Annotated in this window: 17 protein-coding genes; 8 read left to right on the plus strand and 9 right to left on the minus strand. The window is 64.4% G+C overall.

Annotated elements, in window-relative coordinates; genetic code table 11:
• The first annotated feature begins 142 nt into the window (after positions 1-142).
• Positions 143-784, plus strand: coding sequence for a LysE family translocator (locus EJ070_RS09710; RefSeq protein WP_126091153.1), 642 nt, complete (start codon positions 143-145; stop codon positions 782-784).
• A 13-nt stretch (positions 785-797) separates the two neighbouring features.
• Here the strand turns inward: EJ070_RS09710 and EJ070_RS09715 are convergent, their stop codons facing one another.
• Positions 798-1,265 carry a hypothetical protein gene (locus EJ070_RS09715; protein ID WP_126091154.1) on the minus strand — a complete coding sequence of 156 codons (468 nt, stop codon included), beginning with the start codon at positions 1,263-1,265 and terminating at the stop codon, positions 798-800.
• Positions 1,262-2,497 carry a 23S rRNA (adenine(2503)-C(2))-methyltransferase RlmN gene (gene rlmN, locus EJ070_RS09720; RefSeq protein ID WP_126091155.1) on the minus strand — a complete coding sequence of 412 codons (1,236 nt, stop codon included), beginning with the start codon at positions 2,495-2,497 and terminating at the stop codon, positions 1,262-1,264. Before rlmN ends, EJ070_RS09715 begins: the two co-directional genes overlap by 4 nt.
• Before the next feature lie 301 nt (positions 2,498-2,798).
• Here rlmN and EJ070_RS09725 point away from each other — a divergent pair, with 301 nt between their 5' ends.
• Complete coding sequence (locus EJ070_RS09725; RefSeq protein WP_126091156.1) at positions 2,799-3,098, plus strand: hypothetical protein; 300 nt, start codon at positions 2,799-2,801, stop codon at positions 3,096-3,098.
• Positions 3,099-3,178: 80 nt separating this feature from the next.
• Here the strand turns inward: EJ070_RS09725 and EJ070_RS09730 are convergent, their stop codons facing one another.
• The 3 genes from EJ070_RS09730 to EJ070_RS09740 all read right to left on the minus strand — a co-directional run bounded on the left by EJ070_RS09730 (position 3,179) and on the right by EJ070_RS09740 (position 4,737).
• Entirely contained in the window at positions 3,179-3,685 is a 507-nt protein-coding gene (locus EJ070_RS09730) for an invasion associated locus B family protein (RefSeq protein WP_126091157.1), read from the minus strand.
• 265 nt (positions 3,686-3,950) lie between these two features.
• Positions 3,951-4,313, minus strand: a complete 363-nt coding sequence (locus tag EJ070_RS09735; protein WP_126091158.1) for a YkvA family protein — start codon at positions 4,311-4,313, stop codon at positions 3,951-3,953.
• 130 nt (positions 4,314-4,443) lie between these two features.
• Positions 4,444-4,737, minus strand: coding sequence for a 4a-hydroxytetrahydrobiopterin dehydratase (locus EJ070_RS09740; protein ID WP_126091159.1), 294 nt, complete (start codon positions 4,735-4,737; stop codon positions 4,444-4,446).
• 53 nt (positions 4,738-4,790) lie between these two features.
• Between EJ070_RS09740 and EJ070_RS09745 the strand changes: the two genes are divergently transcribed.
• Entirely contained in the window at positions 4,791-5,309 is a 519-nt protein-coding gene (locus tag EJ070_RS09745) for a low molecular weight protein-tyrosine-phosphatase (protein ID WP_126091160.1), read from the plus strand.
• On the opposite strand, the gene thpR is transcribed toward EJ070_RS09745, so the two are convergent.
• Both thpR and EJ070_RS09755 read right to left on the minus strand, forming a co-directional pair.
• On the minus strand, positions 5,213-5,809 hold the full coding sequence (gene thpR / locus EJ070_RS09750; RefSeq protein WP_126091161.1) for an RNA 2',3'-cyclic phosphodiesterase: 597 nt from the start codon (positions 5,807-5,809) through the stop codon (positions 5,213-5,215). The genes EJ070_RS09745 and thpR overlap by 97 nt on opposite strands.
• A gap of 118 nt (positions 5,810-5,927) precedes the next feature.
• On the minus strand, positions 5,928-6,572 hold the full coding sequence (locus tag EJ070_RS09755) for an arylesterase (protein ID WP_126091162.1): 645 nt from the start codon (positions 6,570-6,572) through the stop codon (positions 5,928-5,930).
• A gap of 73 nt (positions 6,573-6,645) precedes the next feature.
• Between EJ070_RS09755 and EJ070_RS09760 the strand changes: the two genes are divergently transcribed.
• From EJ070_RS09760 to EJ070_RS09775, 4 genes are all read left to right on the plus strand, one after another.
• Positions 6,646-7,344 carry an ABC transporter ATP-binding protein gene (locus EJ070_RS09760; protein ID WP_126091163.1) on the plus strand — a complete coding sequence of 233 codons (699 nt, stop codon included), beginning with the start codon at positions 6,646-6,648 and terminating at the stop codon, positions 7,342-7,344.
• Positions 7,344-9,887 carry an ABC transporter permease gene (locus EJ070_RS09765; protein ID WP_126091164.1) on the plus strand — a complete coding sequence of 848 codons (2,544 nt, stop codon included), beginning with the start codon at positions 7,344-7,346 and terminating at the stop codon, positions 9,885-9,887. Before EJ070_RS09760 ends, EJ070_RS09765 begins: the two co-directional genes overlap by 1 nt.
• 256 nt (positions 9,888-10,143) lie before the next feature.
• Positions 10,144-10,884, plus strand: coding sequence for a Bax inhibitor-1/YccA family protein (locus tag EJ070_RS09770; RefSeq protein WP_126091165.1), 741 nt, complete (start codon positions 10,144-10,146; stop codon positions 10,882-10,884).
• Positions 10,885-11,000: 116 nt separating this feature from the next.
• The gene (locus EJ070_RS09775) at positions 11,001-11,579 is read left to right on the plus strand and encodes a GNAT family N-acetyltransferase (RefSeq protein ID WP_126091166.1); all 579 of its coding nucleotides are present in this window, start codon (positions 11,001-11,003) and stop codon (positions 11,577-11,579) included.
• 155 nt (positions 11,580-11,734) lie between these two features.
• On the opposite strand, the gene EJ070_RS09780 is transcribed toward EJ070_RS09775, so the two are convergent.
• Entirely contained in the window at positions 11,735-12,121 is a 387-nt protein-coding gene (locus tag EJ070_RS09780; RefSeq protein ID WP_126091167.1) for a DUF2794 domain-containing protein, read from the minus strand.
• Positions 12,122-12,728: 607 nt separating this feature from the next.
• Here EJ070_RS09780 and EJ070_RS09790 point away from each other — a divergent pair.
• Positions 12,729-13,859: an IS481 family transposase gene (locus tag EJ070_RS09790; protein WP_126091168.1), complete on the plus strand. Its 1,131-nt coding sequence runs from the start codon at positions 12,729-12,731 to the stop codon at positions 13,857-13,859.
• 77 nt (positions 13,860-13,936) lie between these two features.
• Here EJ070_RS09790 and EJ070_RS09795 read toward each other — a convergent pair whose 3' ends face one another.
• Positions 13,937-14,716 carry a thioredoxin family protein gene (locus EJ070_RS09795; protein WP_126091169.1) on the minus strand — a complete coding sequence of 260 codons (780 nt, stop codon included), beginning with the start codon at positions 14,714-14,716 and terminating at the stop codon, positions 13,937-13,939.
• Positions 14,717-14,853 lie beyond the last annotated feature (137 nt).

A 14,853-nucleotide genomic window follows, 5' to 3' on the forward strand; every position in this document is an offset into this window, starting at 1 on the left:
CACGCGCGGCGACCCCCTCTGTCGCCTTTGGCGACATCTCCCCCTCAAGGGGGGAGATTGTGCCGCCGCCACGCCGGCAGTTGCTGGCGAAACGGACATGGCTGCGCTATAGGGTCTGCGATCCATCCCGCAGGGGCGAGCCATGTCCTTCATTCCCGACACCACGACGCTGATCCAGTTCGCCATCGCGACCGTCATCCTGGCGATCACGCCCGGACCGGACATGACGCTGTTCGTGTCGCGGACGCTGAGCCAGGGCCGCGCCACAGGCTTCGCCTCGATGACCGGCGCGCTGTGCGGCACGCTGATCCATACCACGCTGGTGGTGGTCGGCGTCTCGGCGCTGATCGTGGCTTCGCCGATGGCCTTTTTCGCGCTGAAGATCTTTGGCGCCGGCTATCTCGTCTTCCTGGCCTGGCAGGCGGTGACGAAGGGCTCGGCCTTTTCGCCGGAGAAGAAGGAGGGGCCGCGGATCTCGCTGTTCCGCAGTTGGGCGGCCGGGCTCGGCGTCAACCTGCTCAACCCGAAGATCATCCTGTTCTTCATGACCTTCCTGCCGCAATTCGTCTCCGCGCATGACCCGAACGCGCCGGGAAAACTGTTCTTCCTCGGCGTGATGTTCGTCGTGCTGGCGATTCCGGTGACGGCGCCGATGGTGCTGGCGGCGGAGAAATTCGCGGCGGCGATGAAGGCGAGCCCCCGCGTCACGCGCGTGGTCGACTATCTGTTCGGCGGCGTGTTCTCGGCCTTCGCGCTCAAGATCCTGACGGCGCAGGCAAAGTAAGCCTGCGCCGATCTCAGGCTTCCGGATCGAGCAACGGCTCGCGGCGCCAGCTGCCGGCCCAGCGGCCGGCGGAGAGCCAGTAGAAGATGCCGCCGACCATGCCGCTGCCGACCAGCGCGAGCCTGACATTGTTGTCGGTGACATCGAAGTCGGCATCGCCGATATTGTGCGCGAAGCCGAGGAAGACGACGGCGATGACGGCGCCGCCCAGCGCGTAGAACAGCCAGTCGCGACGGCCGAGCACTTCGGCGATCAGGATGACGATCGCCGCCGGCATGAAGCCGAAATAGGCGACGAACAGCGCCACGAAAGGCACCGAAAAATAAAGCGCGGGTGCGATCGTCGAATGCCCGGGCTCCGGCGCATAGGCGAAATAGCCGAGGAAGAGCAGATTGAGGAAGGCGCTGGCCGCCAGCGAGGCGACCGCATAGCCGATCAGGATGACGGCGAAGCGGACGAGATAGGCGATGATACGCCTCACGCCTCGCCGTGCCCCGCAATCATCATTGCCTCGAGCGCCAGCCGGTCGACCTTGCGCATGCGCTCCGATTCCGACTTCAACTGGCCGCAGGCGGCGAGGATGTCGCGGCCGCGCGGCGTGCGGATCGGCGAGGCATAGCCGGCATTGTTGATGTAGTCGGCGAACTTCTCGATCGTCTCCCAGTCCGAGCACTGGTAGTTGGTGCCGGGCCAGGGGTTGAACGGGATCAAATTGATCTTGGCCGGAATGCCCTTGAGCAGCTTCACCAGCGCCTTGGCGTCTTCGAGGGAATCGTTGACGTCTTTCAGCATCACATATTCGAAGGTGATGCGCTTGGCATTGGAGAGACCGGGATAGGCGCGGCAGGCGGCGATCAGCTCCTTCAGCGGGAACTTCTTGTTGATCGGCACCAGAAGGTCGCGCAGATCGTCATTGGTGGCGTGCAGCGAGATCGCCAGCATGACGCCTATCTCCTCGCCGGTGCGGGCGATCTCCGGCACGACGCCGGAGGTCGACAGCGTGATGCGGCGCTTGGACAGGGACAGCCCGTCGCCGTCGGAAGCGATCAGCAGCGCCTTCTTCACCGCCTCGAAATTGTAGAGCGGCTCGCCCATGCCCATCATGACGATGTTGGAGACCTTTCTGCCCTCGGCCGGCACGATGGCGCCGTCCGGCGTGTCGCGGTCGGGGAAATCGCCGAGCCGGTCGCGCGCGGTGAGCAACTGCGCCAGGATTTCTTCTGTCGTCAGATTGCGCACCAGCTTCTGCGTGCCGGTGTGGCAGAAGGAGCAGGTCAGCGTGCAGCCGACCTGCGAGGAGATGCAGAGCGTGCCGCGGCCTTCCTCGGGAATGTAGACGGTCTCGATCTCGACCGGCCTGCCGGCGCCGCGCGGCGGAAAGCGGAACAGCCATTTGCGCGTGCCGTCGGCGGAGATCTGCTCCTCGACGATCTCGGGCCGCGCGACGGTGAAATGCTTGTCGAGCTCGGCGCGCAATTCCTTGGAGATGTTGAACATATGGGCGAAGTCGGAGACGCCGCGCACATACATCCAGTGCCAGAGCTGCTGCGCGCGCATCCTGGCCTGGCGCTCAGGGACGATGCCGGCCGCGACGAGGGCGGCGCCAAGCTCGGCGCGGGTCAGGCCGATCAGCGACGGCTTTTCGGCCGCCGGGGTGCGGGCGCGCAAGGCGTCGCGTGCGCCTTCGGCGGTCAGATCGAATGAAAGGGTCATGGTTGCGCCAATATAAGCGGTTTGCGGCCGATTTCAGCATCGTGCCCGAAATGAAGCGAGGCGCATAGCACAGGTTGCAGGCGGAGTCATGGGGCCGGGCTTTCCTTCTCCCACAAGGGGAGAAGGGAGAGGCGCCGATCGGCAACGACGTTACTCTTGAGTATCCGCTCTTCGGCGGTGACCGCTGACCTGCGCGCCGTCCTCAGCCCGATCACATAGTCGTGTTGGTGTAACGCTTCGCCAACCCGCAGCGAACCCTGAAAGGGGCAATTGTGCCCCCCGCAAAACGGGAGTGAGCAGAATGCATTCGATCAAGCTTGTAGCGATTGCCGGCCTTGTCGGCCTGTCCGTCTCGCCGGCGCTTGCCGAGGACGCGATGGGAACGATGACCATGATGAAGGGCGGGCAAGTGACGGCGATCATGCCCGACGGGCATATGGGCACCATGACGCCTGACGCGAAGATGGGCGCCGAAATGATGAAGACGGCGAAGCCACTCAAGCATTGCATGATGATGATCACCGACGCCAAGGGCAAAGCCTACGTGATCGACACGTCGACCAAGAAGGCCCAGGCCGAATGTGAAAAAATGGCGATGTGAGCGAAACGGCGGCAAGCCGGTGGGATGAAAGCAAAAGGCCGGGCTTGGAGGCCCGGCCTAATCGTCAGATTGGCTTTTCGCTATTTACACTTGGCGATCGAGGACAGCGCCGCCGAAATGCCCTTCAGCGAAAAGACGTAAGAAGTGGGGTTGCCGCGGCCGGACTTCGCCTGCACCTTCATGTCGGTGCCGGTCTTCATGGCGGCGATCAGGACCGGTTCCTCTGCCGCGTTCTCGACCCAGGCCGACTTGCCGCGGGTGAACATCGAGAAGGTCTTCTTGTCGATGGTGACGGTGGCCTTGGAGCCTTCCTGGAAATTGTAGCCGGCGATGAATTGCGGCTCGTAGGAGACCTGCTGACCCGGGCGCTGGCTGACGAAGAAGAACATGTCGCCGTGATCGAGCGACGGCGGCTGCTTGTCGGTCGGAACCGTCAGCACGTAGCAGACTTTGCCGCCCGCCGACTGGTAGCTGTAGGTGCCCCAGGCGTTGTGCTGGCCGATCTTGGTCGCCTGCTGAGCCAGCGCCGGCCCCGCAAAAGCGGCCGCCAGGACCAGGCTCGAAACCGTAGCAATCAATCCGCGCATCGTTCTTCCCGTATTCCAACTGGTGCGGAGGCGGGCCGCCTGGCGTCCTGCCGTCGCTTCATTTTGATTTAATCAGGGTTACCAAACGGTGAATTGTCCTCAAGAAAAGGAACTCACCCCAGGAAACCGCCACCATTCGCGCCACCGCTGGAAATGCGGCGATCACGATGTCCCGGCGCGAACTTGGAGGCCACGAAAGCGGCAAGAGTTTGTCTTTTCGCGCGGGCGGTTTCGCGGTGTCGTTGTGCCAAAATGTCGGCCAGGGTCAACGCTTGTCAGCCAGTGCGTCCCTGGCGGCCTGCCGGTGCGCCGGCGTGATATGGGCGCTGACAGCGGTGATCGCGGCGGTCAGCACGGCAAGGTCGTCGGTGAAGCCGAGACCGAAAACGACGTCGGGAATGAAATCCACCGGCAGGACGAAATAGCCGAGCGCGGCGATGAGGATGCCCTTGGCGCGCAGCGGCGTATCCTTGTCCATGGCGCAATAATAGGCGGCGACCACCTCGTCCATGAACGGGATCTGCCGGGCAGCCTTCTTGGCGGTGCGCCAGAATTTCTCGCGCACCTCGCCTTCGCCGGCGAGCTTGTCGCCAAAGCCGAAGAAATCAAAACCGGATTCCTGCGCCATCAGTCTCTCCTTGGCCGCGCGTGTCCTTGCACGTCGGCCCGCCGCGGGAGATGTGGTGAAAGCGCTGCCTCGCTGCAAGAGTTCGGGTGGCTGTTGGCCCGGAAATCGCACTCCGTCCGGCAGGCCGCCTCTAACCGAAGTAGCGGTTCATCCGCTTCGCCAATTCGATATCGAGCGCGGTCACGCCGCCGGCATCGTGCGTGTTCAATGTCACGTCGACGGTCTTGTAGACGTTTGACCAGTCGGGGTGATGGTCCATCTTTTCGGCGGCCAAAGCCACGCGGGTCATGAAGGCGAAGGCCTCGGAAAAGTTCTTGAAGCTGAAGCTGCGCTTGATGGAGGCGCCGTCGGCGGCCAGCGACCAGCCTTCGAGTTCCGCCAAAGCGGCGGTGATCGCTTCCTTGCTGAGTTTCTCTCTGGTCATGTCGATTTCCTGTGCTATTCGGGAAAAATGACCCGCACCATAGCGCCGGATCGATGAGCGCAAAGCCCATAAATTCCGTTCTGTTCGTCTGCCTCGGCAACATCTGCCGGTCGCCTTTGGCCGAAGGCATCTTGCGCGCCGTCCTGGCGGAGCGCGGAGTGGGTCACGACATCGTGCTCGATTCGGCCGCGACCAGCGGCTGGGAGGTCGGCTCGGCCCCGGATCCGCGCTCGATCGCGGTCGCCATTCGCCACGGGATCGACATTTCCGGGCAAAGGGCCCGCAAGATAGCACCAGAGGATTTTTCGCGATTCGACCTGATCCTCGGCATGGACCGGTCGAATGTGCACGACCTCAAGGCGCTGGCACCGCAGGCCGCGCGCGACCGCGTCCATCTCTATCTGGACTTTGCGACCGGAAGCGGACGAGACGTGCCGGATCCCTATTATGACGGACCGGAAGAGTTCGCTTCGGTCTACCGCATGATCCGCGAGGCGTCGGAAGCGCTGGCGAAGCGGCTGGACGCGCGCGCGTCGGCGCCGACCAACGGCCAGGCTTCCTCGACGATGTAAGGGCCGCCGCCGACCGAATCGCGCGACGACATCAGGACGAAGCGGCCGACGCGGAAGGGCAGCGCGGAAAAATTGCCGCGCGCCGAAAGATATTGCGCGACGTCGAGCGGGCTCGCATTGCGCAGGCGCGCAAGCGTCACATGCGGCGTGAACTTGCGCGGATCGGCGGGCAGGCCGAGCCGCTGGCAGATGCGGTCGATCTCGCCCTGCAGCGCCACCAGGTCCTGCGATACGGACACGCCGGCCCACACAGCATGCGGCTTTTTTCCCCCGAAAGCACCGACACCCGAAAGCGTCAGGGGGAACGAGGGGCGGTTGACCCGGTCGAGTGCGTTGGCGATCTCGTCGGCGACATGGCCCTCGACATCGCCGATGAAGCGCAGCGTCAGGTGATAGTTTTCGACATCGATCCAGCGGGCTCCGGGCAGGCCGCCCCGGAGCAGGGACAGCGAAAGAGCAGCGTCACGCGGAATTTCGAGGGCGGTGAAAAGACGTGGCATGAAAAGCCTCCTGTCCTCGAATCGAAACTCTCACCCCTAGCGAATCATCGATATCCGCGCGGGGCAAGCGGTTTGTTGTCCACAAAGTTTCCCCAACGGAAACCGTGGCATTCCAGCCTCACGACGCCCCGCCATTGGCGGCGATCGCCTTTTCGACGGCGGGCAGAATGCGCTCGACGATCACATCGACGCCCCTGGGGTTGGGATGCAGGCCGTCGTCTAGCTGCAGGTCGGGATGGCCGGCGACGCCGTCGAGGAAGAACGGATAGAGCGGCACGTCGTATTTCGCGGTAAGCTTCGCATAGATGGCGTCGAAGGCTTTCTGGTATTCGGCGCCGAGATTTGGCGCGGCCCGCATGCCGGCCAGAAGCACCGGGATGTTGCGCTGCTTGAGCTTGGCCAGCATCGCGTCGAGGTTCTTTTCGGCAAGGTCGGGCGAAACGCCGCGCAGCATGTCGTTGGCGCCGAGCTCGAGGATGACGAGCCTGGTGCCGTCCGGCACCGACCAGTCGAGCCGTGCCAGTCCGCCGCTGGTGGTGTCGCCGGAGACGCCGGCATTGGCGACGGTGACGTCCAGGCCCTTCGCCTTCAGCGCCGCCTGCAGCCTGTCGGTGAAACCTGCCCCCGGGCCCAAGCCGAATCCCGCCGTCAGGCTGTCGCCGAAGCCGACGATCGTGAACGTGCCGGCATGCGCGGACGAAATGGCGCCGCAAACCGCAACGAAAAGGACGAGGGCTGCGGCAAATGTCTGTTTGAAAGCCATGCGGCGAGCCCCATATGACCGGAACATTCGCGGGGAAGTCGTCCCCCTTTCCACCATATAGGACGCTTTCATTGTGACAGAAGCCGTCATCGCACTGAGGGATGTCTCGCTGACGCTCGGCGAGGGCGCTTCCTCCGTCCACGTGCTGAAAGGCGTCAGCCTGGATGTGGCGGCGGGCGAGGCCACCGGCATCGTCGGCCCCTCGGGCTCCGGCAAGTCCACCCTGCTGATGGTCCTGGCCGGATTGGAAAGGGTCGACCAGGGTACGGTGCGAATCGCCGGCGAATTGCTCAACGGCAAAAGCGAGGACCAGATTGCATCGTTTCGGGGGCGAAACGTGGGCATTGTCTTCCAGTCCTTCCATCTCATCCCCAACATGACGGCGCTCGAAAACGTCGCGGTGCCGTTGGAGCTTGCCGGCCATGCCGATCCGTTCGGCGTGGCGGCGCGGGAGCTGGCGGCGGTGAGCCTGAGCGACCGTGTGACGCACTACCCTGGCGAGCTGTCCGGGGGCGAGCAGCAGCGCGTCGCGATCGCCAGGGCGCTGGCGCCCTCGCCGCGCATCCTCATTGCCGACGAGCCGACCGGCAATCTCGACCAGGCGACGGGAAAGCAGATCGCCGACCTTCTCTTCGCCAAGGCCGCCGAGCGCGCCATGACGCTGGTGCTGGTCACGCATGATCCGGCGCTCGCGGCCCGCTGCGCGCGCCAGGTGTCGATGCGCTCCGGCCGGATCGAGGATGCGCCAAGGTCCGTGAAGGTGCCGGCTTGATGCCGCGCACATTGAAGCTCGCCGTCCGCTTCTCGCTGCGCGAGATGCGCGGCGGCCTGTCCGGCTTCATGATCTTCCTCGCCTGCATCGCGCTCGGCGTCGCGGCGATCGGCGGGGTCAATTCGGTGGCGCAGGCGATCACCGCCGGCGTCGCCAATCAGGGCCAGACGCTGCTCGGCGGCGATCTGCGCTTCCAGATCAACCAGCGCAGCGCTTCCAATGCCGAGCTCGGCTTCCTCGACAGTCTGGGCACGGTGTCCCTGAATTCGGGCATGCGCTCGATGGCGCGGCTCGAGGACGGCTCGGACCAGGCGCTGGTCGAGGCCAAGGCGGTCGATGACGGCTATCCGCTTTACGGCACACTGGAGACAGACCCGCCGCTGCCGAGAAAAGAGCTGTTCGGCGAGAGGTCCGGCATCTTCGGCGCCGCCGCCCCCGATCTGTTGTTCGATCGCCTCAATCTCCATATCGGCGACCGGCTGAAGCTTGGCAGCGCCACTTTCGAGCTGAGGGCCAGGCTGGTCAACGAGCCTGACGCGATCTCGGACGGCTTTGGCTTCGCGCCGCGGCTGATGATCTCGAGCGAAGGGCTTGCCGCGTCCGGACTGGTTCAGCCCGGCAGCCTGGTCGAGAACGCCTACAAGGTGCGGCTGCCCGACGGCGCGTCAGAGGCGCGGATCAAGGAAATCCAGGCCGAGGCGGCAAAGGAATTTCCGCAGGCCGGCTGGTCGATCCGCACTCGCAGCAACGCCGCACCCGCGCTCTCGTCCAACATCGAGCGCTTCTCGCAGTTCCTGACCCTGGTCGGGCTGACCGCGCTGGTGGTCGGCGGCGTCGGCGTGGCGAATGCGGTGCGCGCCTATCTCGACGGCAAGCGCGGCGTCATCGCCACCTTCAAAAGCCTCGGCGCCTCCGGCGGTTTCGTCTTCACTGTCTATCTCGTGCAGATCCTCTTGATTGCCGGCCTCGGCATCGTGCTCGGCCTGATCCTGGGCGCCGCGATGCCGTTCGTGGCGAGCACTCTTTTGCAATCGGTCATTCCGGTGCCCGCGGAAGGCGGGTTCTACGCGAGCGCGCTCGCGCTCGCGGCGCTGTTCGGCCTGCTGGTGACGCTGGCCTTCGCGCTCCTGCCGCTCGGGCGAGCGCGCGACGTGCCGGCGACAGCGCTGTTTCGCGAGATGGGCTTTGAAAGCCGCGGCCTGCCACGTCTGCCTTATGCGGGCGCCGCACTCGCGATCGTGCTCGCGCTGGCGGCTTTGGCCATCCTTTCGGCCGACGATCGTCGCATCGCCTCGATCTTCGTCGGCGCCACGGTCTTCGCTTTCCTGGTGCTGCGGCTGGTGGCGGCGCTGGTGCAATGGGTAGCCAGCCGGAGCCCCCGCGTGCGGTTCGTGTCGCTTCGGCTCGCGCTTGGCAACATCCACCGTCCCGGCGCGCTGACGCCGTCGGTCGTGCTGTCGCTCGGGCTCGGCCTGACGCTGCTGGTGACGCTGGCGCTGATCGACGGGAATCTCAGACGGCAGATCTCAGGCAGCCTGCCGGAGCGGGCGCCCAACTTCTTCTTCGTCGACATCCAGGGCGGCGATGTCGATGCCTTCGCCGCCCTGGTCGGAAAGGAGGCGCCGCATGGGACGCTGGTCAAGGTTCCGATGCTGCGCGGCCGGATCATGGCGCTCAACGGCATCGACGTCGACAAGGTGACGATCCCGGCGGAAGGCGCCTGGGTGCTGCGCGGCGACCGAGGGCTGACCTATGACGCCAAGCAGCCGGAAAACGCCACGCTGACTGAAGGCGCGTGGTGGCCGCAGAACTATTCCGGCGAGCCGCTGGTGTCGTTCTCCGCGGAGGAAGGCAAGGCGATCGGGCTGAAGCTCGGCGACACGGTCACCGTCAATGTGCTCGGCCGCAACGTGACGGCGAAGATCGCCAGTTTCCGCCAGGTCGAGTGGGAAACCATGGGCATCAATTTCGTCATGGTGTTCTCGCCCAACACGTTCGCCGGCGCGCCGCATGGCTGGCTGGCGACGCTGACCGACAAAGGTGCCGCCACGGCCGACGATGCCCGGCTGCTCAACGCGGTCACCCGCGCCTTTCCGGCGGTGACGACGGTCCGGGTCAAGGACGCGCTCGACATCGTCAACCGGCTGGTCGCGCAGTTGGGCACGGCGATCCGCGCCGCCGCCGGCGTGGCGCTGATCGCCTCGGTGCTGGTGCTCTCCGGCGCTTTGGCCGCCGGCAACCGGGCGCGCATCCACGACGCCGTGGTGCTGAAGACGCTCGGCGCAACGCGGAAAACGCTGATCGCCGCCTTCTCGCTGGAATATATGCTGATCGGCCTTGCGACGGCGCTGTTCGCGCTGGCCGCCGGCGGCGTCGCGGCATGGTTCGTCGTCGCGCATATCATGACGCTGCCGTCGCACTTCATGCCGCAAGTGGCGGTGGCGACGATCCTCGTCTCGCTGGCGGTCACCGTCGGCATCGGCCTCGCCGGCACCTGGCGGGTGCTCGGCCACAAGGCGGCGCCGGTGTTGCGCAACCTCTGATACCGCGCCCTGAAGATCGACCCTCGCGTTAAATCTTCGTAACAATGCCGCGCGGAAGGGCCGGAAACCGGCCTTTTGCCTTCTCACGCGGCGTTGCACGCGGTTACCGTCTTGTTCTTGACGTCAAGAACCATCATATTTTGCGCAGGCATGCTGGAGCCCCTGCCAGCGGCGCCTGGTCCAAAGGGGTCACTTCCAAAGTGGTCATTCCAGGGGACCTGTCACCGGACGGGGCAGAAGCAACAGAGGATTTTCAATGGCTGATCCCATTCGCAACTACCAGACGTCCGCCGCCCCCGGCGCGCGCGTCGATATCGATCAGGGCCTCAGGGCCTATATGATCAAAGTCTACAACCTGATGGGGCTTGGCCTGCTCATCACCGGCCTTGCCGCCTGGGGCGCGTTCCAGCTCGCCGTCACGGGCGATGGCCAACTGACCGCCTTCGGCCAGCTCATCTACGCAAGTGCGTTCCGCTGGGTCGTCATCCTGGCGCCTCTGGCTGCCGTGATGTTCCTGTCGTTCAGGATCCAGTCGATGAGCGTGGCGGCGGCGCAGACCACGTTCTGGGTCTATGCCGGCCTTGTCGGCCTGTCGCTGTCGACGATCTTCCTCGTCTACACCGGCACCAGCATCACCCAGACCTTCTTCGCCACGGCCGCAGCCTTCGGCGCCCTGTCGCTCTATGGTTACACGACCAGGCGCGACCTGACGCCCGTCGGCTCGTTCCTGATCATGGGCGTGATCGGCCTGCTGATCGCCATGGTCATCAACATCTTCCTGGCGTCTTCGGCGCTTGCCTTCGCCATCTCGGCGATCGGCGTGCTGGTGTTCGCGGGCCTGACCGCCTACGACACGCAGAAGATCAAGGAGATGTATTTCGAGGGTGATGTCGCGGACGTTGCCGGCCGCAAGGCGATCATGGGCGCCCTGCAGCTCTATCTCGACTTCATCAACCTGTTCATGTTCCTGCTGCAGTTCATGGGCGACCGCCGCTAAGACGGGCTCACGGTCCGGCTGGACCATAGACTTCGGAAAGGGCGGCCCAACGGCCGCCCTTTCCTTTTGTGTGTTCCTCTGCTGTTATCGAGGCAGGAAAGTGATTTGCACAAATTATGAGCAGTATTTCAATCAGAGCCGCGACCGCGGCAGACCTCGACCGAATCACCGAAATCTATGCCGACGCGGTCTCTCACGGCACGGCGAGCTACGAACTGGAGCCGCCCAGCCGCGCCGAAATGGGCAATCGATTCGACAGCTTAGCGGCGGGCAGCTTTCCCTATCTCGCGGCGGAGAAGGATGGCTCGGTGCTCGGCTATGCCTATGCCGGACCGTTCCGGCCGCGGCCCGCCTATCGCTTTGTCGTCGAGGACTCGGTCTATGTCGCGCCCGAGGCCAAGGGGCAGGGTGTCGGCTTCCTGCTGATGCAGGCGCTGATCGAGGCGGCTCGCCTGGCCGGCTTTCGCCAGATCATCGCGGTGATCGGCGACGGCCATGCCGACAGCGCTTCCGTGCGGCTGCATGAGAAGCTTGGCTTCCGTCATTCCGGGCGCCTGGAAGGGTCGGGCTACAAGCACGGGCGCTGGCTGGACACGGTGTTCATGCAACTGCCGCTCAATGGCGGCGCAGAGCTGCCTCCGGATCCGGAGGCGCTGCCCGAGCGGAAATTCCGGGAGGGGCTCAAGGGGAACTGAAGAATTGAGGAATTGAGGAACTGAAGAACAAAAGAAGGCGACGGTTACACCGGGCGCGCCAAGCGCCTTATTCTTCAACTCGTCATTCCTCAGTTCTTCAATTCTTCAGTTCTTCAGTTCTTCAGTTCCTCAATTCCAGTTCTTCAATTCCCAACTCAGGCCTGCACCAGTTTCAGCTTGGGATCGAACACGCCGAGCACGCGGCCGAGTTCCTGGCCGCGCTTCAGGATGCGTCCGCCGGCGGCGATGACGGCGAAGGCGCCTTGCCGGCGCGCCAGCTTCGGGTCCTTGACGATCTGGAACAGCGGCACCTCGCTGGCGCGGCGGAAGACCGAAAACACAGCGCGATCAGAGAGATGATCGATCGCATAGTCGCGCCATTCGTTGGCCGCCACCATGCGTCCATAGAGCCTCAGGATCTGGTCGAGTTCGCGCCGGTCAAAGCGTACCGGCTGATCGAGGCGTTCGCGCCGCGCCTCGTGTAGCGGGATCAATATTCCGGATGCTTCCCCATCCTCCATCCCGCTGCTGTGATCGGTCATGCGTCAATCCTTCGATTGAATCGTGCGCCAGCCAAGGTTCGCGCTTTCGCGGTCGAATTGCAAGGGCCGGCGAAGCACGCGGAGCGTCGCGCGGTTTCCGAAAGGTCCAGTCACGTTTGCGAAACGTGTGTTGTCATTGGTGATGCTTCGCCACATTGTCGCCACAAATTATCCGCGCTCATGCCCCAATGTCCAACGAGTTTACCGGCGTTGCCTGAGACGGTTCGGTCCGGCACCGGCTCGTAAACCCCAAGCCCCCCGCCCACGGGTCAGCGTCGGATCGAACCAACCTCGGTTTTTCCTTGGAAAAATCAGGTGCGACGATCCCAAAACCTGAATGACCGGCGTCAGAAGCAAGCTGACGCCGGTTTTTTAATGGCTGGAGCGCCCCCTTCTCCCCTTGTGGGAGAAGGTGGATCGGCGCGCAGCGCCGAGACGGATGAGGGGTGCTCCAGGGAACGCCGACGTCTCACTCCGCTGGAACACCCCTCATCCGTCGCCTTCGGCGACACCTTCTCCCACAAGGGTGTTTGGACCGGGGACATCGCGAACAGGTGTGCGAAGACATCGCGAACAGTTTTGCGCGTTTTGCGCGAGGGGGTTCGGGATGCCATTCGAGGCCAGAAGCGTGATGAGCCAGAAAGAAGAGTTCGTGAGATTGGCGCTGGCGCCTGGCGCCAATGTGAGCGCGTTGTGCCGGCGCTTCGGCATTGGCCGGACCTGTGGCCACAAGTTGCTTTCGCGCTATCGGATGGAAGGGGCGGCCGGCCTGGCGGAGCAGTCTCGGCGACCACTGTCGAGCCCGGCACGCAGCGCGCCGGAGGTGGAGGCGGCAGCCGTTTCGGTGCGTGTGGCGCATCCAGCCTGGGGTGGGCGCAAGATCGCGCGGGTGCTTGCCCGCGAAGGCATCGGCACGCCGGCGGCCTCGACGGTCACCGGCATCCTGCGCCGCAACGGTATCGAGCTGGGGGCTTTGGGCGGCGGAGCCCAGCCTTTCATTCGCTTCGAGCATGCCGCCCCCAACCACCTGTGGCAGATGGACTTCAAGGGCCACGTTGCCTTGCGCGCCGGCCGGCTGCATCCGCTTACCGTGCTCGACGACCATTCGCGCTTCTCGATCGCGCTGTCGGCCTGCGCCGACCAGACCACCGAAACCGTAAAAGCCCGGCTGATCGCCGCCTTCCGTCGCTATGGCCTGCCGTGGCGCATCGCCACAGACAATGGTCCGCCTTGGGGCGATGGCGGCCGCAACGACTTCACCTTGCTCACCGTCTGGCTGATCGAGATTGGCATCGCCGTCAGCCACTCCAGGCCTTGCCATCCGCAGACGCTCGGCAAGGACGAGCGCTTCCATCGTTCGCTCAAGGCCGAGGCATTGCAGGGACCGCCCTTCGCCAATCTCGCCGAGGCTCAGGATGCATTCGACCAGTGGCGCCACGTCTACAACGCCCAGCGTCCCCACGATGCCTTGGGCGGCGGCGTGCCGCTCGATCGCTACCAGGCCTCGCCGCGCCAGTATCGCGAAACAGTCGAGCCGTTCGAATATGCCAAGGACGATCTCATCCGCCGCGTTCAGCAGCACGGCTTCGTCTCCATTCTCGGCCGAACCATACGCTTGTGCCGGGCCTTCGCCGGAAAGTCCGTCGCTTTCCGCCCCACCGCCACCGACGGCGTCTTCGACGCCTGGTTCAGACATCAGAAAATAGAAACCATCGACCTCAATGCCCTCGCCCGATAGCATGCAAAACTGTTCGCGATGTCTTCGCACACCTGTTCGCGATGTCCCCGGTCCAAACAAAGGGGAGAAGGGGGCAATCACGGCTTGCGGATGAAGGCGGCGCCGAGGATCGGGCCGGGCATGCCGTCCTTGCCGACGGACTGCAGCAGCACCGCGCAACCGCCCTTCTTGGCGATCTCGGTCATCGGCAATTCGTAACGCTGCGCCTTGCCGTGCCACATGCCGGCGGTCTGGATGTCGGAGACGGCGTTCCAGTAGGTCAGGCTGCGGCCGCTGTTCTCGCCCTGGCCGATCTTCACCATCTGCGGCGGATCGAAATAGACGATCACCACATGGGCGTCGCTCGGGCCGTTGCCGGCATCGCCGGCGTCGATCATGACGCGGTCGCTGGTGCGGCTCACCTTGATGCCGACCCGCATGCCCTCGCCCACCCTGTCCATCCGGGCCAACGCGCCGTCGACGTCCCTGCGGCTGGCGCCATTGACATGGCTGCGGCCGTTGATGACCGCCTGCGGCGTGTAGACGGAGCGGCTGCCGAAAGCGCGCATATAATCATACTGCCGGTCGGTGTTCTTCTTGTTGCTCAGCGTGTCCTGCCAGCCCAGATAGTCCCAGTAATTGACGTGGTAGGCGAGCGCGACGATGTTTTCCTTGGCGGCCAGCTCGGCGAAGAATTCATCGGCAGGCGGGCAGGAACTGCAGCCCTGGCTGGTGAACAGCTCAACCACGCCCAGCGGCTTTTCGGCCTGAACCTTATCGGCTTGAGGCTTCTCGGGCTCGCTTGCCAGCGCGGCGCCGACAAACGTTGAAAGGGCCAGCGCTATTGCCGCAAGCCGCAATGGTCCTCGAGATGCCATGACTGTTCCGATTCCCGCCGGTGACGCCGGCCTTGTTCTGATTGCTAAAATATGTGGCAGAACGGACAGTCAACGGGAAGTCACGTTGCGGTGAAATTTTGTCGCCGCGACCGCAGGTAAGGCGGCGGCAGGAGAGG

Origin of the sequence: Mesorhizobium sp. M1E.F.Ca.ET.045.02.1.1 (assembly GCF_003952485.1) — a bacterium.
Taxonomy (GTDB): Bacteria; Pseudomonadota; Alphaproteobacteria; order Rhizobiales; family Rhizobiaceae; genus Mesorhizobium.

Bases quoted from the DNA above. Each gene is read 5' to 3' on its own strand.
- EJ070_RS09710 (WP_126091153.1), top strand. From the start codon at position 143: ATGTCCTTCATTCCCGACACCACGACGCTGATCCAGTTCGCCATCGCG.
- rlmN (WP_126091155.1), bottom strand. From the start codon at position 2,497: ATGACCCTTTCATTCGATCTGACCGCCGAAGGCGCACGCGACGCCTTG.
- EJ070_RS09725 (WP_126091156.1), top strand. From the start codon at position 2,799: ATGCATTCGATCAAGCTTGTAGCGATTGCCGGCCTTGTCGGCCTGTCC.
- EJ070_RS09730 (WP_126091157.1), bottom strand. From the start codon at position 3,685: ATGCGCGGATTGATTGCTACGGTTTCGAGCCTGGTCCTGGCGGCCGCT.
- EJ070_RS09735 (WP_126091158.1), bottom strand. From the start codon at position 4,313: ATGGCGCAGGAATCCGGTTTTGATTTCTTCGGCTTTGGCGACAAGCTC.
- EJ070_RS09740 (WP_126091159.1), bottom strand. From the start codon at position 4,737: ATGACCAGAGAGAAACTCAGCAAGGAAGCGATCACCGCCGCTTTGGCG.
- EJ070_RS09745 (WP_126091160.1), top strand. From the start codon at position 4,791: ATGAGCGCAAAGCCCATAAATTCCGTTCTGTTCGTCTGCCTCGGCAAC.
- thpR (WP_126091161.1), bottom strand. From the start codon at position 5,809: ATGCCACGTCTTTTCACCGCCCTCGAAATTCCGCGTGACGCTGCTCTT.
- EJ070_RS09755 (WP_126091162.1), bottom strand. From the start codon at position 6,572: ATGGCTTTCAAACAGACATTTGCCGCAGCCCTCGTCCTTTTCGTTGCG.
- EJ070_RS09765 (WP_126091164.1), top strand. From the start codon at position 7,344: ATGCCGCGCACATTGAAGCTCGCCGTCCGCTTCTCGCTGCGCGAGATG.
- EJ070_RS09770 (WP_126091165.1), top strand. From the start codon at position 10,144: ATGGCTGATCCCATTCGCAACTACCAGACGTCCGCCGCCCCCGGCGCG.
- EJ070_RS09775 (WP_126091166.1), top strand. From the start codon at position 11,001: ATGAGCAGTATTTCAATCAGAGCCGCGACCGCGGCAGACCTCGACCGA.
- EJ070_RS09780 (WP_126091167.1), bottom strand. From the start codon at position 12,121: ATGACCGATCACAGCAGCGGGATGGAGGATGGGGAAGCATCCGGAATA.
- EJ070_RS09790 (WP_126091168.1), top strand. From the start codon at position 12,729: ATGCCATTCGAGGCCAGAAGCGTGATGAGCCAGAAAGAAGAGTTCGTG.
- EJ070_RS09795 (WP_126091169.1), bottom strand. From the start codon at position 14,716: ATGGCATCTCGAGGACCATTGCGGCTTGCGGCAATAGCGCTGGCCCTT.